General features: G+C 63.3%; 23 protein-coding genes and 1 tRNA gene. 5 read left to right on the top strand and 19 right to left on the bottom strand.

The window, feature by feature from the left end; all coding sequences use genetic code 11:
- Positions 1 to 80: 80 nt before the first annotated feature.
- The gene (locus tag ACSQ3L_RS06225; RefSeq protein WP_352734258.1) at positions 81 to 1,577 is read right to left on the bottom strand and encodes a CoA-acylating methylmalonate-semialdehyde dehydrogenase; all 1,497 of its coding nucleotides are present in this window, start codon (positions 1,575 to 1,577) and stop codon (positions 81 to 83) included.
- A gap of 392 nt (positions 1,578 to 1,969) precedes the next feature.
- On the opposite strand from ACSQ3L_RS06225, the gene ACSQ3L_RS06220 reads away from it, so the two are divergent.
- Positions 1,970 to 2,851: a LysR family transcriptional regulator gene (locus tag ACSQ3L_RS06220; RefSeq protein WP_436159154.1), complete on the top strand. Its 882-nt coding sequence runs from the start codon at positions 1,970 to 1,972 to the stop codon at positions 2,849 to 2,851.
- Between the two features lie 95 nt (positions 2,852 to 2,946).
- On the opposite strand, the gene ACSQ3L_RS06215 is transcribed toward ACSQ3L_RS06220, so the two are convergent.
- The 8 genes from ACSQ3L_RS06215 to rsfS all read right to left on the bottom strand — a co-directional run bounded on the left by ACSQ3L_RS06215 (position 2,947) and on the right by rsfS (position 11,177).
- The gene (locus ACSQ3L_RS06215; protein WP_436163386.1) at positions 2,947 to 4,203 is read right to left on the bottom strand and encodes a D-amino acid dehydrogenase; all 1,257 of its coding nucleotides are present in this window, start codon (positions 4,201 to 4,203) and stop codon (positions 2,947 to 2,949) included.
- Positions 4,204 to 4,284: 81 nt separating this feature from the next.
- A complete protein-coding gene (gene alr, locus ACSQ3L_RS06210; RefSeq protein WP_436159153.1) occupies positions 4,285 to 5,424 on the bottom strand; it encodes an alanine racemase in 1,140 nt (379 codons plus the stop codon).
- Between the two features lie 85 nt (positions 5,425 to 5,509).
- On the bottom strand, positions 5,510 to 6,031 hold the full coding sequence (locus tag ACSQ3L_RS06205) for an RNA pyrophosphohydrolase (RefSeq protein WP_436159152.1): 522 nt from the start codon (positions 6,029 to 6,031) through the stop codon (positions 5,510 to 5,512).
- 30 nt (positions 6,032 to 6,061) lie between these two features.
- Positions 6,062 to 7,246, bottom strand: a complete 1,185-nt coding sequence (locus ACSQ3L_RS06200) for a divergent polysaccharide deacetylase family protein (protein ID WP_436159151.1) — start codon at positions 7,244 to 7,246, stop codon at positions 6,062 to 6,064.
- Positions 7,247 to 7,439: 193 nt separating this feature from the next.
- Positions 7,440 to 8,771 carry a S41 family peptidase gene (locus ACSQ3L_RS06195; protein ID WP_292643568.1) on the bottom strand — a complete coding sequence of 444 codons (1,332 nt, stop codon included), beginning with the start codon at positions 8,769 to 8,771 and terminating at the stop codon, positions 7,440 to 7,442.
- Complete coding sequence (locus ACSQ3L_RS06190; protein WP_436159150.1) at positions 8,772 to 10,109, bottom strand: murein hydrolase activator EnvC family protein; 1,338 nt, start codon at positions 10,107 to 10,109, stop codon at positions 8,772 to 8,774.
- 180 nt (positions 10,110 to 10,289) lie between these two features.
- On the bottom strand, positions 10,290 to 10,772 hold the full coding sequence (rlmH, locus tag ACSQ3L_RS06185) for a 23S rRNA (pseudouridine(1915)-N(3))-methyltransferase RlmH (protein ID WP_436159149.1): 483 nt from the start codon (positions 10,770 to 10,772) through the stop codon (positions 10,290 to 10,292).
- A gap of 27 nt (positions 10,773 to 10,799) precedes the next feature.
- The gene (gene rsfS, locus ACSQ3L_RS06180) at positions 10,800 to 11,177 is read right to left on the bottom strand and encodes a ribosome silencing factor (protein WP_292643563.1); all 378 of its coding nucleotides are present in this window, start codon (positions 11,175 to 11,177) and stop codon (positions 10,800 to 10,802) included.
- Between the two features lie 242 nt (positions 11,178 to 11,419).
- Here rsfS and ACSQ3L_RS06175 point away from each other — a divergent pair, with 242 nt between their 5' ends.
- Positions 11,420 to 12,271 (top strand): mechanosensitive ion channel family protein, encoded by an 852-nt coding sequence (locus ACSQ3L_RS06175; protein ID WP_436159148.1) that lies wholly within the window; start codon positions 11,420 to 11,422, stop codon positions 12,269 to 12,271.
- A 16-nt stretch (positions 12,272 to 12,287) separates the two neighbouring features.
- On the opposite strand, the gene ACSQ3L_RS06170 is transcribed toward ACSQ3L_RS06175, so the two are convergent.
- The 5 genes from ACSQ3L_RS06170 to obgE form a co-directional block, all read right to left on the bottom strand.
- Positions 12,288 to 13,580 (bottom strand): MFS transporter, encoded by a 1,293-nt coding sequence (locus ACSQ3L_RS06170; protein WP_436159147.1) that lies wholly within the window; start codon positions 13,578 to 13,580, stop codon positions 12,288 to 12,290.
- Between the two features lie 69 nt (positions 13,581 to 13,649).
- Entirely contained in the window at positions 13,650 to 14,237 is a 588-nt protein-coding gene (locus tag ACSQ3L_RS06165) for a nicotinate-nucleotide adenylyltransferase (RefSeq protein WP_436163385.1), read from the bottom strand.
- Positions 14,238 to 14,488: 251 nt separating this feature from the next.
- The gene (locus ACSQ3L_RS06160) at positions 14,489 to 15,775 is read right to left on the bottom strand and encodes a glutamate-5-semialdehyde dehydrogenase (RefSeq protein WP_436159146.1); all 1,287 of its coding nucleotides are present in this window, start codon (positions 15,773 to 15,775) and stop codon (positions 14,489 to 14,491) included.
- A 3-nt stretch (positions 15,776 to 15,778) separates the two neighbouring features.
- Positions 15,779 to 16,972, bottom strand: a complete 1,194-nt coding sequence (proB, locus tag ACSQ3L_RS06155; RefSeq protein WP_436159145.1) for a glutamate 5-kinase — start codon at positions 16,970 to 16,972, stop codon at positions 15,779 to 15,781.
- 4 nt (positions 16,973 to 16,976) lie between these two features.
- Complete coding sequence (gene obgE, locus ACSQ3L_RS06150; RefSeq protein WP_436159144.1) at positions 16,977 to 18,008, bottom strand: GTPase ObgE; 1,032 nt, start codon at positions 18,006 to 18,008, stop codon at positions 16,977 to 16,979.
- 134 nt (positions 18,009 to 18,142) lie between these two features.
- On the opposite strand from obgE, the gene ACSQ3L_RS06145 reads away from it, so the two are divergent.
- Complete coding sequence (locus ACSQ3L_RS06145) at positions 18,143 to 19,012, top strand: endonuclease/exonuclease/phosphatase family protein (RefSeq protein WP_436159143.1); 870 nt, start codon at positions 18,143 to 18,145, stop codon at positions 19,010 to 19,012.
- A 7-nt stretch (positions 19,013 to 19,019) separates the two neighbouring features.
- Here the strand turns inward: ACSQ3L_RS06145 and ACSQ3L_RS06140 are convergent, their stop codons facing one another.
- From ACSQ3L_RS06140 to ACSQ3L_RS06125, 4 genes are all read right to left on the bottom strand, one after another.
- Positions 19,020 to 19,553, bottom strand: coding sequence for an N-acetyltransferase family protein (locus ACSQ3L_RS06140; protein ID WP_436159142.1), 534 nt, complete (start codon positions 19,551 to 19,553; stop codon positions 19,020 to 19,022).
- 21 nt (positions 19,554 to 19,574) lie between these two features.
- Positions 19,575 to 20,162, bottom strand: a complete 588-nt coding sequence (locus ACSQ3L_RS06135; RefSeq protein WP_436159141.1) for a GNAT family N-acetyltransferase — start codon at positions 20,160 to 20,162, stop codon at positions 19,575 to 19,577.
- 119 nt (positions 20,163 to 20,281) lie between these two features.
- On the bottom strand, positions 20,282 to 20,551 hold the full coding sequence (gene rpmA, locus ACSQ3L_RS06130; protein WP_436159140.1) for a 50S ribosomal protein L27: 270 nt from the start codon (positions 20,549 to 20,551) through the stop codon (positions 20,282 to 20,284).
- Between the two features lie 98 nt (positions 20,552 to 20,649).
- Positions 20,650 to 21,330: a 50S ribosomal protein L21 gene (locus ACSQ3L_RS06125; protein WP_436159139.1), complete on the bottom strand. Its 681-nt coding sequence runs from the start codon at positions 21,328 to 21,330 to the stop codon at positions 20,650 to 20,652.
- A 404-nt stretch (positions 21,331 to 21,734) separates the two neighbouring features.
- Between ACSQ3L_RS06125 and ACSQ3L_RS06120 the strand changes: the two genes are divergently transcribed.
- Positions 21,735 to 21,824 (top strand) — tRNA-Ser (locus ACSQ3L_RS06120).
- Positions 21,825 to 21,910: 86 nt separating this feature from the next.
- Here ACSQ3L_RS06120 and ACSQ3L_RS06115 read toward each other — a convergent pair.
- Positions 21,911 to 22,789, bottom strand: coding sequence for a hypothetical protein (locus ACSQ3L_RS06115; protein ID WP_436159138.1), 879 nt, complete (start codon positions 22,787 to 22,789; stop codon positions 21,911 to 21,913).
- Positions 22,790 to 23,398: 609 nt separating this feature from the next.
- Here ACSQ3L_RS06115 and ACSQ3L_RS06110 point away from each other — a divergent pair.
- Complete coding sequence (locus tag ACSQ3L_RS06110; protein WP_436159137.1) at positions 23,399 to 23,620, top strand: hypothetical protein; 222 nt, start codon at positions 23,399 to 23,401, stop codon at positions 23,618 to 23,620.
- Positions 23,621 to 23,656: the final 36 nt, after the last annotated feature.

The following is a 23,656-nucleotide window of genomic DNA, read 5'->3' as shown; positions in this document are numbered from 1 at the left end:
GCCGCGACCAGAAATCAAAATAGGCCCGGGTTTTGAACCCGGGCCTTTGCCGTCAGTCTGCGGAGCGCGCAATCGTCCGGCTAGTTCATCGTCGGAATGACAAATTCCGCACCATCCTTGATGCCGGACGGCCAGCGCGAGGTCACCGTCTTGGTCTTGGTGTAGAAGCGGAACGCGTCCGGGCCGTGCTGGTTGAGGTCGCCGAAGGAGGACGCCTTCCAGCCGCCGAACGTGTAGTAGGCGATCGGCACCGGGATCGGCACGTTGATGCCGACCATGCCGACCTGGACCCGCGAGGCGAAGTCGCGCGCGGCATCGCCGTCACGAGTGAAGATCGCGACGCCATTGCCCATCTCGTGGTCGTTGGCGAGCTTGATCGCGCTCTCATAGGTCGGCGCGCGCACCACCGAGAGCACCGGCCCAAAGATCTCTTCCTTGTAGATGCGCATATCAGCGGTCACGTTGTCGAACAGGCAGCCGCCCATATAGTAGCCGTCCTCATAGCCTTGCATCGAGAAGCCGCGGCCGTCGACGACCAGCTTGGCGCCTTCCTTGACGCCGGTGTCAACGTAGCCCTTGACCCGTTCAAGAGCCTGCGCCGTCACCAGCGGGCCGAAATCGGCCGAAGAATCGGTCGAAGGACCGACCTTCAGGCTCTCGACGCGCGGGACCAGCTTTTCCATCAGCCGGTTGGCGGTGTCGTTGCCGACAGGCACCGCCACCGAGATCGCCATGCAGCGTTCGCCGGCCGAGCCGTAGCCGGCGCCGATCAGCGCGTCGACGGTCTGGTCCATGTCGGCATCGGGCATGATGATCATGTGGTTCTTGGCGCCGCCGAAGCACTGCACGCGCTTGCCGGCGGCGGTGCCGCGCGAATAGATGTAATGGGCGATCGGCGTCGAGCCGACAAAGCCGATGGCCTTGATGTCGGGATCGTCGAGGATGGCGTCGACCACGTCCTTGTCGCCATTGACGACGTTGAGGATGCCCGCCGGCAGGCCGGCCTCGAGGAACAGTTCGGCGATGCGCATCGGCACGCCCGGGTCACGCTCCGACGGCTTCAGGATGAAGGCGTTGCCGCAGGCGATGGCAGGCGCGATCTTCCACAGCGGGATCATCGCCGGGAAGTTGAACGGCGTGATGCCGGCGACGACGCCGAGCGGCTGGCGCATCGAATAGACGTCGATGCCGGGGCCGGCGCCGTCGGTGAATTCGCCCTTCATCATATGCGGCGCGCCGATGCAGACTTCGACCACTTCGAGGCCGCGCTGGATGTCGCCCTTGGCATCGGCAATCGTCTTGCCGTGCTCGCGCGCCAGGATGTCGGCCAGTTCGTCATAGTCGCGGGCGACCAATTCGAGGAACTTCATCAGCACGCGCACGCGGCGCTGCGGGTTGGTCGCGGCCCATTTCGGCTGCGCCGCCTTGGCATTCTCGACAGCCGCGCGCAGTTCCGCCTGCGAAGCCAGCGCCACTGTGCCGCGCACGGAGCCGTCCATCGGCTGCATGACATCCTGCTTGCGGCCGCTGGTCCCGGCGACATGCTTGCCGCCTATGAAATGACCGTAGTCGATCATGATTTCTCTCCCTTTGTTTGTGATGGCGCATTGTCCGCCTTTGCCCGCCGGATGGCAACGCGACAGAGAACGCAACCGTTGTGCGGAAAGTAGATAACGATTGACGAGAGAGCATCAATTCCCGCAAATGATGCTCTCACCAGATGCTGCTCAAGGACCGACAGGTTGAGTTCCTTCGCGCCCCCCTCTGTCCTGCCGGACATCTCCCTGGCCTTCACCCTCCCCCTTGTGGGGAGGGTCGGCGAGCGGTCGAAGCGAAGCGGAGATCGTTCGACGGGGTGGGGGTCTAGCGCCGGCGCTACCCCCACCCCGCTCCGCTTCGCGGATCGACGTGCCGGGGCGAGCCACGGGTCTCGCCCGCCCTTCGGACCCCCACAAGGGGGGAGGGTAAGATGAACTGGGATGACGTCCGCATCTTCCTTGCCGTGGCGCGCGCTGGCCAGATCCTTGGCGCGGCCAAGCGGCTGGAGCTCAACCACGCCACCGTCTCGCGCCGCATCGCCGCACTTGAGAATGCGCTGCGGACCAAGCTGTTTCGCCGGCTGACCACAGGCAGCGAGCTGACGCCGGCCGGCGAGCGCTTCCTCGACATTGCCGAGCGCATGGAGGGGGACATGATCGCCGCGCGCTCGACCATATCGGGCGAAGGCGACGACGTCTCCGGCACCGTGCGCATCGGCGCGCCGGACGGTTTTGGCGTCGCCTTCTTGGCCAAACGCCTCGGCGAACTGACGGCTCTCCACCGCGAGCTGACGATCCAGCTTGTGCCAGTGCCGCGCTCCTTCTCCCTGTCGCGCCGCGAGGCCGATATCGCCATAACCGTCGAGCGGCCGACGGAGGGCCGGCTGGTTGCGGGGAAGCTGGTCGATTATTCGCTCGGCCTGTTTGCCTCACGCGCCTATGGGCAAGCGCATGGCTTGCCCAAAACCGCCGCCGAGCTTGGCCAGCACACCCTCATCGGCTACGTGCCCGACCTCATCGTCAGCCCCTCGCTCGACTACGCGGCCGAATTCAGCGCGGACTGGCGCACCAGCTTCGCCATCTCCTCGGCGCTCGGCCAGGCCGAAGCGGTGCGCTCGGGCGCCGGCATCGGCATCCTGCACACTTTCGTCGCCCGCTCGATGCCGGAGCTTGTGTCCGTCGATGTTGTCGCGCCCATCCGCCGCGCCTACTGGCTGGTCTATCACGAATCGGTCCGGCCGCTGCGCCGCGTTCAGATTGTCGCCAGCTTCATCACCAAGATGGTGGAGCGCGAGCGAAACCTGTTCGTTTAGCCATGCCGCAGCTTCTTCCACGATTCGGAGAACGGCATGACGGCGCTCGACCCGGCATTCTACACCAGGATGAAGCCGATCTACGAACGCATGCCCTACCGAAAATAGCGCTCCTGCGCGAGGTCGCGGACATCGATATCAGGCACCCGGCTGGAGATGATGTCGGCCAGGACCTTGCCTGAGCCGCAAGCCATGGTCCAGCCGAGCGTGCCGTGGCCGGTGTTGAGATAGAGATTGGAAAGCTCGGTGCGGCCGATCAGTGGCGGACCATCCGGCGTCATCGGCCGCAGCCCACACCAGAAGGTCGCATCACGCATCACGCCGGCGCCTGGAAAGAGATCGCCGACCGAATGTTCCAGCGTGCGCCGCCGCGATTCATGCAGCCTGAGGTCAAAGCCGGAAATCTCGGCCGTGCCGCCAACCCGGATGCGGTCGCCGAGCCGGGTGATCGCCACCTTGTAGGTCTCGTCCATCACCGTCGACACAGGTGCCGCGGCGGCATCCTTGATCGGCACGGTGATCGAATAGCCCTTGACCGGATAGACCGGGATCGGCCGCTTGACCCGGCGCATGAAACCTGCCGAATAACTGCCCATCGCCATCACATAGGCGTCGGAGGTCTTCCAGCCCTTGCTGGTGCTGAGATTGGCGATACGGTTCCGGCTGCGGATAATGCGCCATATCGTCACGTCGTATTCGAACTTGACGCCGCGCGCCACGCAAAGCTCGGCCAGCCTGTCGGTGAACATCTTACAGTCGCCGGTCTCGTCGTGAGGCAGCCTGAGACCGCCGACGAACTTTTCGCGCACCCCGGCCAGGCCCGGTTCCGCCGCGATGCAGCCGTCCTGATCGAGGATCTCGTAGGGCACGCCATACTTCTTCAACACCTCGACATCGCCGCCAATGCCGTCGAGCTGTTTTTGCGTGCGGAACAGTTGCAGCGTGCCCTGGGTCCGTTCGTCATAGGCGATGCCGGTCGCTTCGCGCAGCGCCTTCAGCGTGTCGCGGCTGTATTCGGCGAGCGGCACCATGCGCGCCTTGTTGATCGCATAGCGCTCGGCCGTGCAGTTGCGCAGCATCTTGATGAGCCATGTCCACATATGCGGGTCGAAGGCCGGCCGCACCACCAGCGGGCCGTGTTTCATCAGCAGCCATTTGATCGCCTTCAGCGGAATGCCCGGCCCGGCCCAGGGCGAGGCGTAGCCGGGCGAAATCTCGCCGGCATTGGCGAAGCTGGTTTCCAGCGCCGGGCCTTTCTGGCGATCGAGAACCGTCACCTCATGGCCGGCCTCGGCAAGAAAGTATGCCGTGGTCACCCCGATGACGCCACCGCCCAGCACCATGATCTTCATCGTATCACGCTCCATGACGCCGCCCCTCAACTCGGGCGCGCCATCTCCTGTCTGCCGGATTCTGCCGCGCCCGCCAAGAGGTCAACCGCCGACATAGCGCCTATGAAAGCGATGACCGAGGCTGGTCAGGATCTCGTAGCCGATGGTGCCGGCATGGCCGGCGGCGTCATCGACGCTTTGCGAGGGACCGAGCAGTTCCACGAGATCACCCTCACGGAGCTTGCCAGCCGGCAAGGCAGAGATGTCGATAATGATCGAATCCATCGACACCCGCCCGAGAAAAGGCAGGCGCGTGCCCTCGAACCAGGCCGCCGACGCGGCGCGGCGCTGCCAGCCATCCGCGTAGCCGAATGAAATCGTCGCCAGCCTGAGCGGGCCTTGCGCATGATAGGTGTGGCCATAGCCGATACCGGCGCCTTTTTCGATGCTGCGCGTCTGCGCCACTTTTGCTTGCAGCCGCACGACGGGCAGCATCGGATTGAGCTTGGCCGGTATCGGATTGATGCCGTAGAGGGCGGCACCGGGGCGGGCGAGATCGTAGTGGAAGGACGGCCCGAGAAAGATGCCAGACGAATTGGTGAGCGAGGCAGGCGCCTTCGGCAGCATCTTGCGCAGCCGCTCGAACGCCAGCCGCTGCTTCTCATTGGCTGGATGCTCCGGCTCGTCGGCACAGGCCAGATGGCTCATCACGTAGCGGATGTCGATGCCGTCGAACGCCTGCGAATCAACGGCAACGCGCTCCACATCCCCTGGCGCCATGCCGAGCCGCGACATGCCGCTGTCGACCTGGATCGCGGCCGGCAGTTTTCGCCCGGCGCGGCGAGCCGCCGCACGCCAGGCCGCCAATTGCCCTATGCTGTTGATGACGGCGCAAAGGTCCGCGGCCACGGCGTCCGGCTCGCCACCGGGTGGAATGCCGTTCAACACGAAAATAGCCGGACCCGGCCCAAGCGAGTGGCGCAGCGCGACGCCTTCGCCCAGAAGCGCGACGAAGAAGATATCGCAGCCTTCGCGCAGCAGCGCCGCCCCGACCTGGCTGGCACCCACGCCGTAGCCGTCCGCCTTGAGCACACCGGCGCAGCGAACATCACCCAACCGCGCTTTCAGCCGCCGGTAGTTTTCACGGATCGCACCGAGATCGATGGTGAGGATGGCCCCAGCCGCCACTTCGCTCGTGGCGGTGACCTCTTCGGGCATCGACCTCTTGGCGGCGTCGTTCATGGCGACCGTTCTTGTGGTGGATGAGTTAGTCAGTAGTCAGTAGAAATTGGCGCAGACCGCAACACAACATTCTCCCTACTCCCTACTATTGCACCAGATGCCGGAACGCCGCCACCACGTCCTCATAGACATGGCGTTTGAACGGCACGATCAGGTCGGGCAGATCCTGCATAGGCCGCCATGCCCATTTGTCGAACTCGGCGGTGTGGCCGCCCGGTGGCGGATTGATCTGGATCTCGCTGGTGTCGCCGTGAAAGCGGAAGGCGAACCATTTCTGCGTCTGGCCGCGATACCGGCCCTTGAAGGCGATGCCGACGAGATGGTCCGGCAATTCATAGTTGATCCAGTCCGGCGCTTCGGCCAGCAGCGAGACGCCGCGCATGCCGGTCTCTTCATAGAGTTCGCGCTCGGCCGCCTGCAGCGGCTCCTCGCCCTTGTCGATGCCGCCTTGCGGCATCTGCCAAAGCTGCGTCGTGCCGGCGAATTCGCTGTCCGGTTCGGCAATGCGATGCCCGACCCAGACCAGGCCCTCGGCATTGAGGATCATCAGACCGACACAGGGACGGTAAGGCAACGTTTCACGGTCGATTTTTTTCGTCTTTGGCATCAGTCAGTCTTTCCAGCCGTCTTCCGATGGCTAGCCTTTTTGCGGATCGATGGCCACCGCTGAGATCGGCACGATCTCGATGCCGCGCTTCTTGGCCTCGGCCACCCACGACGACACGGTATCGACCGTCAGGTCGAAGGCCGAACCGATGCCGACGGCGGAACCTTTGGCCCGCGCGGTGGCTTCGAGACCGTCGAGCTTCTTTAGGATCTCGCCGCGATCCTGCACGGCGTCGATCGCCATGTCGCCGGAGACGAAGGGCACGCCGTCCTTCAGCGCCAGGTCCGGCGCCAGGCTGCGCACCGACGAGCCGTCGTCGACATAGGCGAGGCCGCGTTTGCCGAGTTCTGCCATGAACGGCTCCATCGCCGCCGCGTCGGCGGAAAAGCGCGCGCCCATATAGTTCATGACGCCGGTATAGTTGGTCGTCCGCGACAGCGCCCAGTGCAGGCTTTTCAAGTTCTCATCCGCACTCGCCGCCACCGTCAGCGTGTTGCGCCCGGGATTGACGTTGGGATAATCGAACGGTTCGAGCGGCACCTGCATGACGATCTCGTGGCCGCTCTGCCTGGCTGCCTGCATCCAGCGGCCGATGCTGTTGCCTTGCGGCGCGAAGGCCAGCGTCACTTCCGCCGGCAGCTTGGCGATTGCCGCCTGGGTACCTGTCTGCGAAACCGAAAGCCCGCCGATGACGATCGCCACTCGCGCGCCGCGCCCGCCCGACCAGGGCCGCGCATAAACGTCGAACGGCCGCCTGCCATCGGCGGCGCGTACCGGCAAAGGTCCGGTATCGCTCGCTTCGACCAGCGCCTTGTCGGGAATATGCGCAATCTTCAGGTTCTGGCCGATGGTCGATGGGTCGCGAATGACGATCGCCGCCTTGGGCGGGCCATCGCCCTCTTCCGTCTGCACATGGATGATCTGCGGCCCGCCCGTCTTGGCCGGCGTCGGGGCCTCCGGTTTCGGCGCTACGGCCGGGGCTAGAGCCGAAGGCGCGGCGGGCTCGGCCGCCGCAGTCACTTTTGGCGTCGAAACGGCAACCTCTTGCGGCTTTCGAAACGGCTTTTCCCTGAGCGCGATCGCGCCGGAGACGCCGACCACCGCCAGCACGGCCACGGTCGCCATGATCGTACCGCCGCTGACCTTGCCGGCAGCGCGCGGCGACCGGACAGCCTGTCCGAGCGGGCGTTCGATGTCCTTGCCTATATCAGCCAAGCCTAATCCCCGGGGCGCATGGCTTCGAAGACGAAACCGCTTCGAAAAGACAGGCGCGAATTCATCAATCCTGGCGCACCCCCGGCGCCGTGCGTGGGGCTTTGCCTTGCCCCCGAATCAAACTGCCGGAACCCTTCGGTCCCGGCAGCATCGCATTGCTTCCATCAGGCGGCCAGACCTGTTGTCGGCCGCTTTACTGGTTGAGAACGGCCTTTTGCGGATTGGGCGGGAAGGCCGGATCGGTCTTCTGGCCGCGCAGCAGCTGCTCGGCATAGATGAGCTGCAGATCGTCCTTCGGATCCGGCGGCACATAGGCCGCCGAGCCCGAACCGGTTGTGCTCTCGTCGGCGCCCTTGATATGGCCCTTGAGGTCCGATTCGCCGCGCGTCAGGTCCCTGCCCTGCAGTTCTGGCGGCAGCGGCTGGTCGACCTTGATGTCGGGCGTGATGCCCTTACCCTGGATCGACTTGCCGGACGGCGTGTAATAGAGCGCCGTCGTCAGCCTGAGCGCGCCATTCTCGCCGAGCGGAATGATGGTCTGCACCGAACCCTTGCCGAAGGACTGCGTGCCGACCACCGTGACACGGCGCAGATCCTGCAGCGCGCCGGCGACGATTTCGGATGCGCTGGCCGAACCGCCATTGACCAGAACGATCATCGGCTTGCCGTTGATGTCGTCGACCTGCTTGGGCTTGGCATCGAAGCGGGTGACGTCCTTGGGATCGCGGCCGCGCGTCGAGACGATCTCGCCGCGGTTGAGGAAGGCATCGGACACGCTCACCGCCTGATCGAGCAGACCACCCGGATTGAGGCGCAGGTCGAGAACGTAGCCCTTGAGCTTGTCGTCCGGCACCTGCTTCTTGATGGTGTCGATTGCGTTCTCGAGGTCGTCATAGGTCTTTTCGGTGAAGGAGGTGATCTTCATGTAGCCGATGTCGTTCTCGACCCGGAACTTGACCGCCTTGACCTTGATGATGTCGCGCACGACTGTCAGTTCGATCGGCTTGTCGGCGCCCTGGCGCAGGATCGTCAGCTTGATCGGCGTGTTGACCAGGCCGCGCATCTTGTCGACCGCGTCGTTGAGCGTCAGGCCGCGAACCTCTTCGCCGTCGATCTTGGCGATGTAGTCGCCGGCCAGCACGCCTGCCTTGGCGGCCGGCGTGTCGTCGATCGGCGTGATCACCTTGACCAAATCGTTCTCCATGGTGACCTCGATGCCGAGGCCGCCGAACTCGCCCTTGGTCTGGACGCGCATATCCTGCGCCTGCTCGGCGTTCATGTAGGAGGAGTGCGGGTCAAGCGAGGCGAGCATACCGTTGATGGCGTTCTCGACCAGCGACTTGTCATCGGGCGGCGTCACATACTGTGCCCGCACGCGCTCGAAGATATCGCCGAAGATCGCCAGTTGCTTGTAGGTCTCCGACCCTGCAGCATTCGCCGCCGAGCCGGGCGTGCCATAGACCAGGCTCATGGCGGACGCGCCCATCAGCGCACCGGCAAACAGAAGCGACAGTTTCCGCATTATTCACGTCCTTCCAGAAAAACGGTCCGCCCACCATGGGGCCGGATCGACGGGTTTTCCATCCTTGCGGAACTCAACATAGAGCTCCGGCGTGGCATTTCCATTCTTCGAAACCGAGGTGCTCGCCACCCGGGCTTCTCCCATCGCGCCGATCGGCTCTCCTGCAAGCACTGACTGACCGGTCGCGACGCTGATTCTGCTCATCCCCGCCAAAACGACATGATAGCCGTCGCCTGCGTTCAGGATCAAGAGTTGACCATAAGAGCGAAACGGCCCCGCATAAAGCACATTCCCATCCGCCGGCGCGGTAACGATGGCTCCCGATTGTGTCGCAACCATGTCGCCAAGCATCACCGCGCCGTTACCGTCATCGGCTCCGAACCGCCGTTTGATGCGGCCGGTCACCGGCAGCGCGACCTGCCCCTGCAGCGCCGAAAAGGGTGCAGCGGCGGCAAGCTGGTTGCCTTCCGGCACCGGCAGCGATGCCAGCTCCGCCGGCGTTGATGTCTTGTCGCCGTCCGCCGTCTTCTGCTCGGCAGCCTTGGCTGCATCGGCAGCCTTGCGGCTCTTGTCGGCCTGCGCTTCGAGCGAGGCGATCAACTCTTTCAGGCTGCCGGCCTTGGCCGCCAGCGCCTCGGACCGCTGCTTTTCGGCGGCCATTTGCGTCCGCGTGTCGGCTTCGAGCTTCTGCTTGGCCTCCAGCAGCATGCCGAGGCGCTTCTTTTCCGCTGTCTGGTCGCCGACCGCAGCCGTCAGCCGCGCTCGTTCGGCCTCGATCGAAGCCGTGATTCTGGTCTGCTCCTTGAGATCGGCAAACAGGCTATCGGTCTGCTGGCGCAGTTCCGGCACCACCGCTCCGAGCAGGATGGCGCTGCGCACCGACGACAGCGCGTCCTCCGGCTTGACCAGGATTGCCGGCGGCGGGTTGAGGCCCATGCGCTGCAGCGCGCCCAGCACTTCGGCCAGCACGTCACGCCGCGCCACCAGCGAAGCGCGGATTTTCTGTTCCTGCCCCTTCAGCCCTTCCAGTCTGGCGCCGATGTCCTCGATGTCCTGACCCAGCTTCTGCTCGGTCATCGCCGACTGGATCAAAGCGGCGGTGATCGAGGCATGATCCTTCTTGATCGTCGCGATGTCGGCGGAGAGCTTGGCCAACCGTTCGGACGACAGCGTGATTTCCTTCGAGACCCGTTCGTATTCAGCCCGGCTCTGGTCCGGATCGGGAGCCATGTCGAGCGTATTTTCCGCCCGCCCCGCATGCAGCGACAGCACAAGCATTGCCGCAGCGATACCGCAGCGCGCGCGCCATGAGGCCGTTCTTGATTTCCTGTCTTCAGACATTCAAGCCCGACTCTATGCGGGGCTTCGTTAACGAACAATCAACCATGTTCGAAAGCCTCGTTCCCGAATGCATGTCGCCCAAAAGTGGTCCCGGTTTTGGGAAAACGGCATGCATGACTAAGATCTAATATTGCGTGGCATTGGGGCGGAAATCCGGGTGGGCCGCACCAATTCACCGGTTTACGAGCGATGGTAGGGGTGGCCGGAAAGGATGGTGGCCACCCGATAAAGCTGCTCTCCCAGCATCACGCGCACCAACTGGTGCGGCCAAGTCAGCGCTCCGAACGACATCACCAGTTCGGCCTGATCGCGCAGCGACTGATCGTGGCCGTCGGCACCGCCGATGGCGATGACCAGTGCCTTGCGGCCGCCGTCACGCAACAGGCCGAGGCGCCCGGCGAAATCTTCGGAGGAAAAGCTTTTGCCGCGTTCGTCGAGCAGGATCAGCGCGGTGCCGGGCTGCAACTGCGTTTGCAGCCTCTGGCCTTCCTCGCGCCGCCGCTCGTTGGCGGTCTGGCCGCGCCCTTCGGCGATCTCGGCAATGCCGGCAAATTCAAGCCCCACCGCCGGCCCGCTCTTGGCGAAGCGTTCGAAATAGCGGTCGGCCAACAGCTTTTCGGGGCCGGCTTTCATCCGGCCCACGGCATGAACTGATATCTTCATCCTCGCCTTGTAAGCCGTGCGAACGGCTTAGTGGAGGGTTTCTTCCTCGAGATCCGGCGCCTGCCACATCTTTTCAAGATTGTAGAATTCGCGGACTTCGGGACGGAAGACATGGACGATGATGTCGCCAGAATCGATCAGGACCCAGTCGGCACCGGACAGCCCCTCGACGCGCGCAGTGCCGAGACCGGCATCCTTGATCGCTTTGAGAAGATGATCGGCGACAGCCGCGACATGACGGTGCGATCGACCCGAAGCGACGACCATGTAGTCGCCGAGGCTCGATTTCCCCTGAATGTCGATGGAGACAATGTTTTCGGCCTTGGAGTCTTCCAGACTGGCAAGGACTGTCTTGATGGCGCGGGACACGGCGTCGTCTACGCTGATCCCGGCCGGCGAAGGCATGATATCGGCCTTCTTCCGCAGTGCTGTTCTCAGTGTATTTCCTTTCGCAGCAAGAACAACCAAATCACCCCCAAAAGCAGGTGACACCACTTAGATAGGCAGAGTTCCCTGACAGTTTCAAGACGGGATCCTGCCTCGCACGAACGTATTATCGGTTCTGTGGTTCCGCCGCATGCCGGAAAAGATCGGAACCCTCCCCGCCCGCACGGGTTATCGGCTCACCGACCAACCGGAATTTTGTCATGCCGATCGACCCGCAAAACGCCCTTCTCACCGTCCAGGCCGGCCTCGCGCAGCTGAGCACACTGATTGTTTCCTACTCCTTCTCGGCCATCGGTGCCGTCATCCTCCTGGTTGTCGGCTACATCATCGCCGGCCTTGCCGAACGTTCGATCTTCGCCGGCCTCGGCCATATCCATGGCTTCGACGCGACGTTGCGGCATTTCTTCTCCAAGATCGTCCGCTACGCCATCTTGATCCTCGTCACCATCATGGTGCTCGGCCAATTCGGCGTGCAGACGGCGTCGATCATTGCCGCCATCGGCGCCATTGGCCTGGCCATCGGCCTGGCGCTGCAGGGTACGCTGCAGAACATCGCCGCCGGCATCATGCTGCTGGCGCTGCGGCCGTTCCGCATCGGCGAATCCGTCGAGGTCGGTTCGATTGCCGGCTCGATCGAAGAGATCGGTCTGTTTGCGACCAAGCTCAGAACTGCCGACGGCGTCTACATACTGGCGCCCAATTCGACGTTGTGGAACCAGCCGGTGCGCAACTTCTCGCGCAACGGCGTGCGCCGCAGCGACATCACGCTGAGCATCGGCTCCTGGAACGACATCGACCGCGCGCAGAAGACATTGCTTGCCATTGCCGCAGCCGAACGGCGGGTCAAGCGTGAGCCGTCACCGATCGCTTTCGTGTCGACATTAGGCGATAGCACCGTTTCGATTGCCTTGCGCTATTGGACATCGTCGGCGGATTTCTTCGCCACCCAGACCGATCTCACCAAGCGCGCCAAGCAGGAATTCGATAGCGAAGGCATATCGATCCCGCTGCCACCACCGGAAGCGCCGTCGCCGGAAGCCCGCCGACAGTAGTCGATTGCCGCAACAATCAACCGCCCCGCTGCCGGTCCTGATCGTCCGGCGCGAAGGCAAGTTCGACCGGCAACGGTGCCTGCGCCGTCATCGGCGCGAAACTGCCGGTCTTGGCGGCGGGAACAGCCTGCGTCGTGAACACGCGCAGAAGCACAAACAGGCAGAAGGCGAAGGCGATAAGGATCGCCACATAGATGAAGGCCTGCGTTCCGAAGACGGCCGACAGCGCTGTCACGATGCCGGGCACGACGAAACCCGACAGCGACCAGGCAAACAGCAGCGAGCTGGACAGCGCCACCATGTCGTCCTTGCCGGCGCGGTCGGCGGCATGCGCGCTGGCCAGCGAATAGATCGATTCCGAGGCGCCGTCCCACACAATGTAGATCACAACCAACGCGGCCAGTGCACCGCCATCGAACCCAAGCGCTAGCAGGCCGGCGACCATGGCGAGCGCGGATGCGGCGATCAGCACGTAGCGGCGGTCGGTGCGGTCGGAAATCCAGCCGAGCGGGACCTGCAGGATCAGCGTGCCGACCGGCATCGCCGAAAGCAGCAGCGCCACATCGGCCTGGCTGTAGCCCTTGGCCGTGGCATGGATCGGCGCAAAGCCGGCGATCGACATCGACAGGCCGCCGACAGCCAGCATGCCGGCAACGCCGACCGGCGAAATCCGCCAGGCCCGGCGCAGCGCCACCGAGGCGGCCTGCGGTGCCGGCGGCTGGGCAAGTTTGGTCATCCCAACGGGGAGGATCGACAAAGCCGTGAAGACGATGCCGATCAGCGGCGCATCCGCCGTCCTGATGTCGACAAGAGCCAGCGTCGCATAACCAACGCCGAGCCCGGCGACATAGGCAAGGTAGAAGAAAGCCATCACCCGGCCGCGGATGGCATTGGCGACGGCATCGTTCAGCCAGCTCTGCGCAACGATGAAGAGACCACAGATAGCGAAGCCGTAGAGTGCGCGGGCGGCGATCCACGGCAGCGGATGGACTCCGGCACCGACAGCGGCGTTGGCCAGCGCGATCAGCGCCGACAGCACCATGAAAGCGCGGGCATGGCCGACCCTTCGAACCAGCGGGCCGGTCAGGATGCAGCCGGCGAGGCCGCCGGCCGAAAGTCCTGTGATGATCAGCCCGGCCCACGTCGGATCGAAGCCCTCGGCGCCAAGCCGGACCGGGATGTAGGCAAACATCAGCCCGTTGCCGACGGCGATCAGCGCCATCGACACGATGACGCTGGCAATCGCGATCAGCGGCGTGGGCTCGGCGCCCGGCTCGGCTTCACTGCGGTTTTTCCTGGGAATCGACATGCCTGCTCAGAATTGCCCATGAAACAGGCAAAAGGGAGCGATAAAAGCGACATGGCCGAGTGAGCCGGCTCAACCTTTCGCCAGCTTGCGAATCGCGCTCGACGACAGCGACGAGCGCGGGCCGTGGATGAAGGTCCAGGCTGGCGCCTTCATGCGGGCAAGCCTCGGCGCATCCCCTTCGTCGACGCGGGCGTAATCGAAGGTCTTGGCGACGACCGACGACAGGAACGACAGCGTCGCTCCCGGCCGGTCGATCACTGCGATCGGAAAAGTCATGACGATCTCGCGCCAGCGCTGCCAGTGATGGAAGTCCCGCAAACTATCCGCCCCCATGATCCAGACGAAGTCGACACCGGGGTTGCGCGCCTTGACCAGCGCCAGCGTATCGGCGGTGTACCGAACATGATGGGCGGCCTCGAAAGCGGTGACCTTGATCTTCGGGTTCTTGGCGATCTGCTCGGACAACTGCAGCCGTTCGCCGAGCGGCGCCAGTTCCCTGGTGTTCTTCAGCGGATTGCCAGGGGTGACCATCCACCACAGCTGGTCGAGTGCCAGGCGTCTCAGTGCGATCTCGGCGACCAGGGCGTGGCCGGCATGCGGCGGATTGAACGAGCCGCCGAACAGGCCGACGGCGAGGCCTTTTTCGGCATGTGGCATTTTGAGGTAGTGGGAGGGGATGGCCGGCTGAAGGGACGACAGCATGTTGCTAGGCGCCCCCCTCTGTCCTGCCGGACATCTCCCCCTCAAGGGGGGAGATTGGCAGCTTCACTGACGGCAGAGATTCTGCGGCGGCAGTAAGTGGCGAAATCAGAAACGATAGCCGATCTCCCCCCTTGAGGGGGAGATGTCCGGTAGGACAGAGGGGGGTGGACGCGCGCAAAGCCCTCAGGCTCGATTGTCGAAAGACGTCAAGGCCTCACCTGTCCCGACCCGCGTACGCGGTATTTGAACGAGGTCAGCTGCTCGACGCCGACCGGTCCGCGCGCATGCATCTTGCCGGTGGCGATGCCGATCTCGGCGCCCATGCCGAACTCACCGCCGTCGGCGAACTGTGTCGAGGCGTTGTGCAGCAGGATCGCCGAATCGATCTCGTTGAAGAATTTTTCGACCGTTTGCGCATCCTCGGAAACGATCGCCTCGGTGTGATGCGAGGAGAACGTCTCGATGTGTTCGATCGCACCACCGATACCGTCGACCAGCTTCACCGCGATGATGGCATCGAGATATTCGGTCACCCAGTCGGCATCGGTCGCCGGCTTGGCATCGAAAAACACTTTCAGCACCTCGGCATCGGCATGGATTTCGCAGCCGGCGGCGCGCAGGGCGTCGAGGATCGGCACCAGATGTGTGGCGGCAACCGCGCGGTCGACCAGCAGCGTCTCGGCGGCACCGCAGACGCCGGTGCGCCGCATCTTGGCGTTGACGGCGATCTTCACCGCCATGTCGAGATCGGCCGAGCGGTCGATGTAGAGATGGCAGATGCCTTCGAGATGCGCGAAGACCGGCACCCGCGCCTCGTTCTGCACCCGCCCGACGAGGCTTTTGCCACCGCGCGGAATGATGACGTCAAGCGTACCGCCTAAGCCCTTCAGCATCTCGCCGACGGCGGCACGGTCGGTGGTCGGCACCAACTGGATGGCGTCTTCCGGCAGGCCGGCTTCCTTCAGCCCTTCGACCAGGCAGGCATGGATGGCGGCCGAAGAGTTGAGCGAATCCGAGCCGCCGCGCAGGATCACCGGATTGCCGGCCTTGAGGCACAGTGCACCGGCATCCGCCGTGACGTTCGGGCGGCTCTCATAGATGACGCCGACAACGCCAAGCGGCGTGCGCACGCGTTCGATATGCAAGCCGTTCGGCCGGTCCCACGCAGCGATCACATCGCCGACGGGATCGCGCAGCGCGGCGATTTCCCTGATGCCCTCGGCCATCGCGCGGATGCGCGCCGGATCGAGCTTCAGCCGGTCCATGAAGGAGGCGGAAAGCCCGGATTCCTGACCATTGGAGATATCGATGGCGTTGGCGTTGAGAATGTCCTGCTCACCAGCGCCGATCGCCTCGGCCATGGCGAGGAGTGCAGCGTTTTTGGCGGCGGTCGTGGCAATGGCCAGCGGTCGGGCGGCAGCGCGGGCGCGGCGGCCGATATCGGCCATCGTTGCCACGGTGTCATCCCCGGATTTTTCATGCAGTTTCAGCATGGCTCATCCTCCGCTGGTTACTTGGTCAGCGATCCCTAATTGGTCACCTGCCCCTACTTGGTCGCTGGCCCGTACTTGGTCACCAGAATGGCTCACCACAAGGTCGTCGCGGTGGATCATCGCCGAACGCGCCTCGTAACCGAGCACGGTTTCGATCTCGGCCGTCTTCAGGCCAGCGATCCTTACGGCATCGGCGGCATCGTAGGCAACCAGCCCGCGCGCGATCTCGCGGCCCTCGGGCGACAGGATCGCCACCGTATCGCCGCGCGAGAAATTGCCGCTGACCAGCTTGACGCCCGCCGGCAGCAGCGACTTGCCCGATAGAAGCGCGCCAATGGCGCCTGCATCGACCGTCAGCCGGCCGGCCGGCTCGAGCTGGCCGGCGATCCAGGTCTTGTAGCCCTTGACCGGGTTGCTGCTCGGCCGGAAGAAGGTGGCGCGCTCGCCGCGCTCGATCGCCATCAGCGGCGACAGCCGCGTGCCTGACGTGATGACCATAGCGGTGCCGGCGGCGGTCGCGATCTTGCCGGCATCGAGCTTCGTGCGCATGCCGCCGCGCGACAGCTCTGAAGCGGCGGCACCCGCCATCGCTTCGATATCGGGCGTGATCCGATCGACCATCGGAATGAATTTGGCGTTGGGGTCGCGCGCCGGCGGCGCCGTATAGAGGCCGTCAATGTCGGAAAGCAGCACCAAAAGATCGGCGCCCATCATGGTGGCGACGCGAGCCGCCAGCCGGTCATTGTCGCCATAGCGGATTTCGGAGGTCGCCACCGTGTCGTTCTCGTTGATGACCGGCACCGCCTTCATCTTGAGCAGCGTCGAGATCGTCGCCCGCGCGTTGAGATAGCGGCGGCGCTCCTCGGTGTCGCCGAGCGTCAGCAGGATCTGGCCCGATTTCAGGCTGCTCTTGCCGAGCGCATCCGACCAGGCGCCGGCCAATGCGATCTGCCCGACGGCAGCCGCCGCCTGGCTCTCCTCGAGCTTCAAGGCGCGCTTGCCGAGGCCAAGGATGGTGCGGCCAAGCGCGATGGCGCCGGACGACACGACGAGGATTTCAGCGCCGCCCTGGGCCAGCACGGCAATGTCGTCGGCGAGCGAGGCCAGCCAGTCGCGCTTCAGGCCCGTCGTGCGGTCGACAAGCAGCGCCGAGCCGATCTTGACGGTGATGCGTCGATATTTTTTCAGCGACTGCATGACCCTATTTGTCCCAGCGCGTCTCGACCGGCGCAGCGACCTGCGCGCGCGCCTCGGCAATCACCGCCATCAGCGCCCGCTGTACCGCTTCGACCCCCTCGCCGGTGACCGCCGACAGCAGCATCGGCGCGCGGCCGGCGGCGCGCTTCAGCGAGGCGACCTTCTTCTTGCGCGCATCGGCGTCGAGCGTATCGACCTGGCTAAGCGCCAGTATCTCGACCTTGTCGGTGAGGCCGTGGCCATAGGCGTCGAGCTCGCCGCGCACGGTCTTGTAGGCCTTGCCCGGATTTTCCTCCTGCGCCGAAACCAGATGCAGCAGCACGCGCGTGCGCTCGACATGGCCGAGGAAGCGGTCGCCGATGCCGACGCCCTCATGCGCGCCTTCGATGAGGCCCGGAATGTCGGCGATGACGAATTCGCGCGCGTCGATGCGGGCAACGCCGAGGCCGGGATGCAGCGTCGTGAACGGATAGTCGGCGATCTTCGGCTTGGCCGCGGTGACGGCGGCGAGGAATGTCGACTTGCCGGCATTGGGCAGCCCGACCAGCCCGGCATCGGCGATCAGCTTCAGCCGCAGCCAGATGTTGAGTTCTTCGCCCGGCAGGCCAGGGTTGGCGCGGCGCGGCGCCTGGTTGGTCGAGGTCTTGAAATGCTGGTTGCCGAAGCCGCCATTGCCGCCCTTGGCCAGGAGAAAGCGCTGGCCGACCACGGTCAGGTCGCAGATCAGCGTCTCATTGTCCTCTTCGAACACCTGCGTTCCCGCCGGCACCTTCAGCGTGACATCGGCACCCTTGGCCCCGGTCATGTTGCGGCCCATGCCGTGGACGCCGGTCTTGGCCTTGAAATGCTGCTGGTAGCGGTAGTCGATCAGCGTGTTCAGCCCGTTGACCGCCTCCAGCCAGACATCACCGCCACGGCCGCCATCGCCGCCGTCCGGCCCGCCGAACTCGATGAATTTTTCGCGCCGGAACGACACCGAACCGGCGCCGCCGTCACCGGAGCGGATGTAGACCTTGGCTTGATCGAGAAATTTCATGGGATTGTACAGTTTCTACTAGTGGCTTTGCGGCATTGCTCTAAACCTTGGGCCTTGCTCTAAACCAAGGCGCGGCGAAGGGCGAGGCCGTTTTGTGACAATGGCCATGTGGGGTTGGCCAGAGAGACGTCGGAATGAAGCTTGTAACCTACAACATCCAGTACGGCATCGGTCTCGACGGGCAATACGATGTCGGGCGCATCGCTGATGCCGTACGCGGCGCCGACGTGATCGCTCTGCAGGAGGTGACCCGCAACAATCCCAGGAACGGCGGCCGCGACATGGTCGCCGAGATCGGCGAGGCGCTGCCAGACTACTTCGCCGTCTATGGCAGCAATTTCGAGGCCAACATCGGTTCGCACATCGAGAACGGCCGCGCCATCACGAAAACCTTCCAGCTCGGCAACATGGTGCTGTCGAAGACGCCCATTCATCTGTCGCGCAACCTGCTTTTGCCGCGCAGCCGCAGCTTTGAGATGATGAACTTCCAGCGTGGCGCGCTGGAAGCGCTGATCGAGACGCCGCTTGGTTTCATCCGCTTCTATTCCATCCATCTCGATCACCGCAGCCCCGTCGAACGCGCCAGCCAAATCCAGTTCCTGCGCCGGCGCCTGCTGAACTATGCGCTCGAAGGCGGCGCACTGTCCGGCGTCGCCGAGATCGGTCTGCCGGAATTGCCGCATCCCGAGGCCTTTGTCGGCATGGGCGATTTCAACATGCTGGCCGGATCGCCCGAATATGTCGAACTCGCCGGCCGGCCGGACCATGAATTCGGCATGCCGCTGACCGCCGACTTTGCCGTCGATGCCGCCTTGCGGCTGAACGCCACCGGCGACGATCTCATCAGCTGGGTCGACCCCAAACAACCCACTGACCCCAGCCGTCACAAGCGCATCGACTACGTCTTCACCAGCGCTTCGCTTGCCAAATCCCTGCAGTGTCTATGGGTCGACCGAAAGGCGGTTGGCTCCGACCACCTGCCGGTCTGGGTCGAACTGGGCTGATGGCCATTCATCCGGCGGCGTTTTCGCGTTCGACGATCGCCATCATGATCGTATCGCGGTATTCCCCGTCGATATGGACGGCGTCGCGCTGCACGCCCTCTCTGACAAACCCGACCTTGTCGTAAAGGGAGATGGCACGGGCGTTGTCGGCATGCACGGAGAGCTCGATGCGGACGAAGCCGGCCCTGCGCGCTTGCGCCAAGGTCGCATTGATAAGCCGCAGTCCAAGGCCTCGCCCCCGGTAGGGAGGAACAATCCCCATTCCGAGGGAGCCGCGATGGGCATGTATGAGCCGGTCATGGCGTGAGATGTCGCACCAGCCGACGACCTGGCCACGAACAACGGCCACGAACCCTGGATCGTCTCTCCCGATACGGTCCATTGCGAAACTTCTGACTTGATCCAGCGGTGGCGCCTCGAGGAAGGACAGGTACTTTCGCTCACGCGCTACGACATCAAGCGCGCGGTGGAAGCTTTCAACGTCCCCGGGCGTCATCGGCGCGATCGCGACCGCTTCGATATCGTTGCTGTCATCGACCATTGGCTTGACCGGCGTCATCCATCAAAAGTGGACCCAGTTCCGCAGGCTGGTCCAGGTCTTGCGATCGAGCCGGTAGCGCTCGACAGGCACCTGGCCGGCGACGATCGAGTTCAGCATGCCCTGGCCGGCATACTGGAAGCCGCATTTGTGGATAACGCGGCGCGAGGCCGGATTGATGACCCGCGTCGAGGCATGCAGCACCTGGATCGACGTCCTCTGGAAGGCGAGATCGACCAGCGCATGCGCTGCCTCGGTCGCATAGCCCTTCTTCCAGTACGGCTCGCCGATCCAGTAACCGAGTTCCAGCCCGCGATCCGTGGTGTTGAGACCGGCACAACCGACGAAACTGTCGGTGCCGGCCAGCGTCAAGGCATAAGCGATGCCGGCCCGGCGCGACTTGGCCATGGCGAGGAAGGCGCGCGCCTCGGCCTCGCCATAGGGGTGCGGCATGCGGGCCAGCATTTCGGCGACATGACGGTTATCGGCAAGCTCGACCAGTTGCGCGATATCGCCTTCGTGCGGCGCCCGCATCACCAGTCGCTCGGTGACCAGCACCGGGCAGTCTATCGCGTAACTTTCGTCTTCTGAGTCTTCCGCTTCGGCAACCATTTGAAGTCCTCCAGGCACAAGAAAAAGGGGAGATGGAAACCCATCTCCCCTGATCCTTTTCCTGGCTTTGCCAGACACCGGTTCCCGAGATGGGCGCCGGTGTTCTAGTGCGGAACCGGCTACTCCGCGGCTTTGGTAATCGGGTTGACCGATACGTAGGTTCGGCCGTTGGCTTTTTTGTTGAACGTCACGGCGCCGGTCTCGAGCGCAAAAAGCGTATGATCCGTGCCCATGCCGACATTGATGCCGGGATGCCAGGTCGTGCCGCGTTGACGAATGATGATGTTGCCCGGGATGACGGCTTCGCCGCCGAACTTCTTCACGCCCAGACGCTTGGAATGCGAGTCGCGACCGTTGCGCGACGAGCCGCCAGCTTTCTTGTGTGCCATCTAAACTAACTCCGTTGCGCCGCAAGGCGCCTAAAAGGCCTTATGAACGCGTTCGCGTTCCGTTTCAAGTCCGATCCGGCGACCCAATCTCCAGAAAATTACTTCGCCGCCAATTCCTTGGCCTGCTCGCGCCAGTCCCTGATCTGGTCGGCGCTGAAAGGCATGTGCTCGTCGATCTTGGCGACATCCTTGTCGGTCAGCTTGGCGAGCTGGGCGAAGGTGATGATGCCCTGCTCGTTCAAATCCTTGGCTGCGACCGGGCCGATGCCCTTGATCACGGTCAAATCGTCCGGCTCACCCTTCGGCGCCTTGAACAGCGGTGCTGCCGCGGTCTCGGCTGCCTTTGTCTCGGCAGCCTTGGCCTTGGGCTCCTTCTTCGGCGCGGCTTCCGCCTGCACCTCGGTGGCGGCCTCGGCCTTCACCTTCTTCGGCGCCTTGACCGCTGCTGTCTTCGTCGGCTTGGCGCCACCCAGCAGGATCTCGGAGATCCGCACGGTGGTCAAAAGCTGGCGATGGCCGATCTTGCGGCGCGAGTTCTGGCGGCGGCGCTTCTTGAAGGCGATGACGGTGCGGTTCTTGCCCTGCTCGACGACTTCGGCGGTGACCACCGCGCCGTCGACGAACGGCGCGCCGAACGTGACATTCTCGCCTTCGCCATGCGCGAGGACGTGGCCGATCTCGACCATATCGCCGACATTGGCTTCGACTTTTTCGATCTTCAGGAGATCGTTGGCGGCAACGCGATACTGCTTGCCACCCGTTTTAATGACTGCGAACATTTTTTGCCTTTCGCTGTTCGGTCGGCCTTGATGAACCGCCTCTGGCGGTTCAGCCGTCTTTTTGTCAGTCTGCGGGTTCAAAAAACAAGCGGCGCGGAAGAACCCTCCACGCCGATTGCGCGCTGTCCCTAACCGAAGGTTGAGTGCGAGTCAAGACAAACGCCGCCGCCGAGACTGTTATTGGCCGGCAAGCACCGACCGTGTCACACGACCGCACAGCTCAGCCTTCGGCAGGAGGCGAGGATGCGTGACTGGTCGGCAATCTACCCCGGGTCTCCCTGCACCAGACCCGCTGTGAATCCGTGGCTTGTCAGGCAAGCCAAATAACTGACGGATTGGCCTTGTAACCTGCCCGTTCAGCCGTTATCTAGTGCGCCGCGCCGGCAACGGCCGACCATGACCGCGGAGAGGTGGCAGAGTGGTCGAATGCACCGCACTCGAAATGCGGCATGGGTGCAAGCCCATCGGGGGTTCGAATCCCTCCCTCTCCGCCATTGTCACAGACGACATGTTTTTCTAAGAAAATCAATTCCTTAGCGATGGGCCGCAAAAGTGCTGTGTCCCAGTGTTGTGTCCCAAATTAGTCGGCACTGCCAGTTTCCTGGTCCGCCGGTAATGGGTCCGAGACGCGCTCAAGTCGTGCTCCGGGCCGATCCCAGCTTCGCAACCGCTTCCGCTTTAGTCCAAACTTGCCCGCCACAGCGCGGTCAATCGAGACCGCACTCCCAACCGCCGCGCCTTGAAACCGCGCATACCAGTCGAAATCTATGTGCAGCCGCTCGCCTAGAACTGGCTTTAGGCCTTGGGCATTTTCTACTCTTTCAAGGAATACCGAGTTCACATAGCCTCGATTGTGGACGTAGATGTTTCTGACTTCCATAAAAAGAACCAACATGTCTCTGGTAGAAGCATCACCGAAAGCTGATATCCCGAGGCGATCTTGGAGATATTGCTCCATCTTTTTCATCCCGCCATAGGAAAGCTCGTTGACCTTTTTGTCTATGAGGTATTCCACCAAATCGACGCGACGCTGGAACTGCATAAGGTCGTCAATCTTTATAGACTCTGATGACTTTAATAGCTCAGGGCGCTTCTTGATCGCCATCTGGATGATTTTGGATAGATACCAAAGGAAGGTGTCAGCGGTGCCGGTGACTAGATTTCGCGCGTTTAGGGATGCGTAATGTGCTAGTCGCTTTGCCATTGAGTCCGGGTTATCCAGGCTCTTCTTGTACCTCAGATACTCCGGTGAAGCGGGGTCCATCCCCTTCATAAGAGCGGTTGCTGCCGTCACGCGGTTCTGGTCGGTCTGGCTCGCGAGCGTCACAGAGAACATGAACATATTGAAGATGTCGGCGCAGTCGCCGACGAAGGTATGAAGCGCCCCTGTTCCTAGCTCCTTGCGGTCGGGAAAGTAGAGCCAAGGGCGTTCTGAAGTCTCAGTAAGAGCTATCGACATATCGCACCTGTTCGTTGCGGCCAATTACCTCTTTAGCTGAGTCGCACCTGTAATAGACCCCAGTGAGTTAGGATCATGAGGTCTGCTTCGCAGTTCTCCCAACACCCTCATCACCTGGGTTGCTTTCCATCGGCCTCCCGTGGGGTCTTCGCCCCCACGTCGTTCATCGTTTAGGCGATGGCGGTGAGGATCTGGCCGGCGCTTCGTAGCGGGCCTAGTTGGGGAATAGCTCCCCGCTCCCTCCTCTATCAGGACCCCAAAACAGGATTGGCGATACCGTTGGACAGGCGTATGATTGAGTGTTGTTTAGCCTAAGCTCGGCAACAGGTAGGAGCGTAGGCCCATCCCCCCTGGGTCTGTCCGTCGCCCCTCCCCCCTCGCGACGCTCCTCCTACTGGCCTTCGCCCGTCGCGCATGGCCTAACCCCTCTTGGCTGCACTGCGGTGGAAACCGAACGAGCCTGCGGACTGTTGAGGATTGCCGCGTGTCGGATGGGGTGCGCTTCGCTCGACCAAATTATTCCGCGCGAACGCCAATTGTGGTATCATTGGACCCGGGCCTTGAGGACAGGGCTGACCGTCCTCGGCCAAGGTTGCGGAGGACTGGGCGATGTCCGTTACCGACCAAGCACAAAAATACGGCATCCTGAGCGCCAAGGAGTTGGCTCTCTTGAGTCGCGCGTTCGACGAGGCATGTCGTCAACGTCTGGTAGACGACCATTCGTTGGAGGCGGAAATCATAGCTGAGGAAATCGTTGCCGCTTACCGACATGGAGTGAGGGACGAGGACGAATTGATCAAGACCGCTGGAACCTCGTCACACATCGGGTAGATCACGCTGCGCCCGGCCATGCGCGTATTCGCTACC

The sequence above is a fragment of the Mesorhizobium sp. LjRoot246 genome (assembly GCF_964254115.1).
In the GTDB taxonomy this organism is placed as follows: domain Bacteria; phylum Pseudomonadota; class Alphaproteobacteria; order Rhizobiales; family Rhizobiaceae; genus Mesorhizobium.
The sequence above is the reverse complement of the archived record's forward strand: the minus strand, read 5'-3'. Positions and strand labels throughout refer to the sequence as shown.

Excerpts from the sequence above, each read along its gene's own strand:
- ACSQ3L_RS06215 (WP_436163386.1), bottom strand. The coding sequence starts at position 4,203 with ATGAAGATCATGGTGCTGGGCGGTGGCGTCATCGGGGTGACCACGGCA.
- ACSQ3L_RS06125 (WP_436159139.1), bottom strand. The coding sequence starts at position 21,330 with ATGTTCGCAGTCATTAAAACGGGTGGCAAGCAGTATCGCGTTGCCGCC.
- obgE (WP_436159144.1), bottom strand. The coding sequence starts at position 18,008 with ATGAAATTTCTCGATCAAGCCAAGGTCTACATCCGCTCCGGTGACGGC.
- ACSQ3L_RS06170 (WP_436159147.1), bottom strand. The coding sequence starts at position 13,580 with ATGTCGATTCCCAGGAAAAACCGCAGTGAAGCCGAGCCGGGCGCCGAG.
- ACSQ3L_RS06115 (WP_436159138.1), bottom strand. The coding sequence starts at position 22,789 with ATGTCGATAGCTCTTACTGAGACTTCAGAACGCCCTTGGCTCTACTTT.
- rpmA (WP_436159140.1), bottom strand. The coding sequence starts at position 20,551 with ATGGCACACAAGAAAGCTGGCGGCTCGTCGCGCAACGGTCGCGACTCG.
- ACSQ3L_RS06110 (WP_436159137.1), top strand. The coding sequence starts at position 23,399 with ATGTCCGTTACCGACCAAGCACAAAAATACGGCATCCTGAGCGCCAAG.
- ACSQ3L_RS06160 (WP_436159146.1), bottom strand. The coding sequence starts at position 15,775 with ATGCTGAAACTGCATGAAAAATCCGGGGATGACACCGTGGCAACGATG.
- ACSQ3L_RS06135 (WP_436159141.1), bottom strand. The coding sequence starts at position 20,162 with ATGGTTGCCGAAGCGGAAGACTCAGAAGACGAAAGTTACGCGATAGAC.
- ACSQ3L_RS06220 (WP_436159154.1), top strand. The coding sequence starts at position 1,970 with ATGAACTGGGATGACGTCCGCATCTTCCTTGCCGTGGCGCGCGCTGGC.
- ACSQ3L_RS06140 (WP_436159142.1), bottom strand. The coding sequence starts at position 19,553 with ATGGTCGATGACAGCAACGATATCGAAGCGGTCGCGATCGCGCCGATG.
- ACSQ3L_RS06145 (WP_436159143.1), top strand. The coding sequence starts at position 18,143 with ATGAAGCTTGTAACCTACAACATCCAGTACGGCATCGGTCTCGACGGG.
- ACSQ3L_RS06225 (WP_352734258.1), bottom strand. The coding sequence starts at position 1,577 with ATGATCGACTACGGTCATTTCATAGGCGGCAAGCATGTCGCCGGGACC.
- ACSQ3L_RS06205 (WP_436159152.1), bottom strand. The coding sequence starts at position 6,031 with ATGCCAAAGACGAAAAAAATCGACCGTGAAACGTTGCCTTACCGTCCC.
- proB (WP_436159145.1), bottom strand. The coding sequence starts at position 16,972 with ATGCAGTCGCTGAAAAAATATCGACGCATCACCGTCAAGATCGGCTCG.
- alr (WP_436159153.1), bottom strand. The coding sequence starts at position 5,424 with ATGAACGACGCCGCCAAGAGGTCGATGCCCGAAGAGGTCACCGCCACG.
- rlmH (WP_436159149.1), bottom strand. The coding sequence starts at position 10,772 with ATGAAGATATCAGTTCATGCCGTGGGCCGGATGAAAGCCGGCCCCGAA.
- ACSQ3L_RS06175 (WP_436159148.1), top strand. The coding sequence starts at position 11,420 with ATGCCGATCGACCCGCAAAACGCCCTTCTCACCGTCCAGGCCGGCCTC.
- ACSQ3L_RS06190 (WP_436159150.1), bottom strand. The coding sequence starts at position 10,109 with ATGTCTGAAGACAGGAAATCAAGAACGGCCTCATGGCGCGCGCGCTGC.
- rsfS (WP_292643563.1), bottom strand. The coding sequence starts at position 11,177 with ATGCCTTCGCCGGCCGGGATCAGCGTAGACGACGCCGTGTCCCGCGCC.
- ACSQ3L_RS06165 (WP_436163385.1), bottom strand. The coding sequence starts at position 14,237 with ATGCCACATGCCGAAAAAGGCCTCGCCGTCGGCCTGTTCGGCGGCTCG.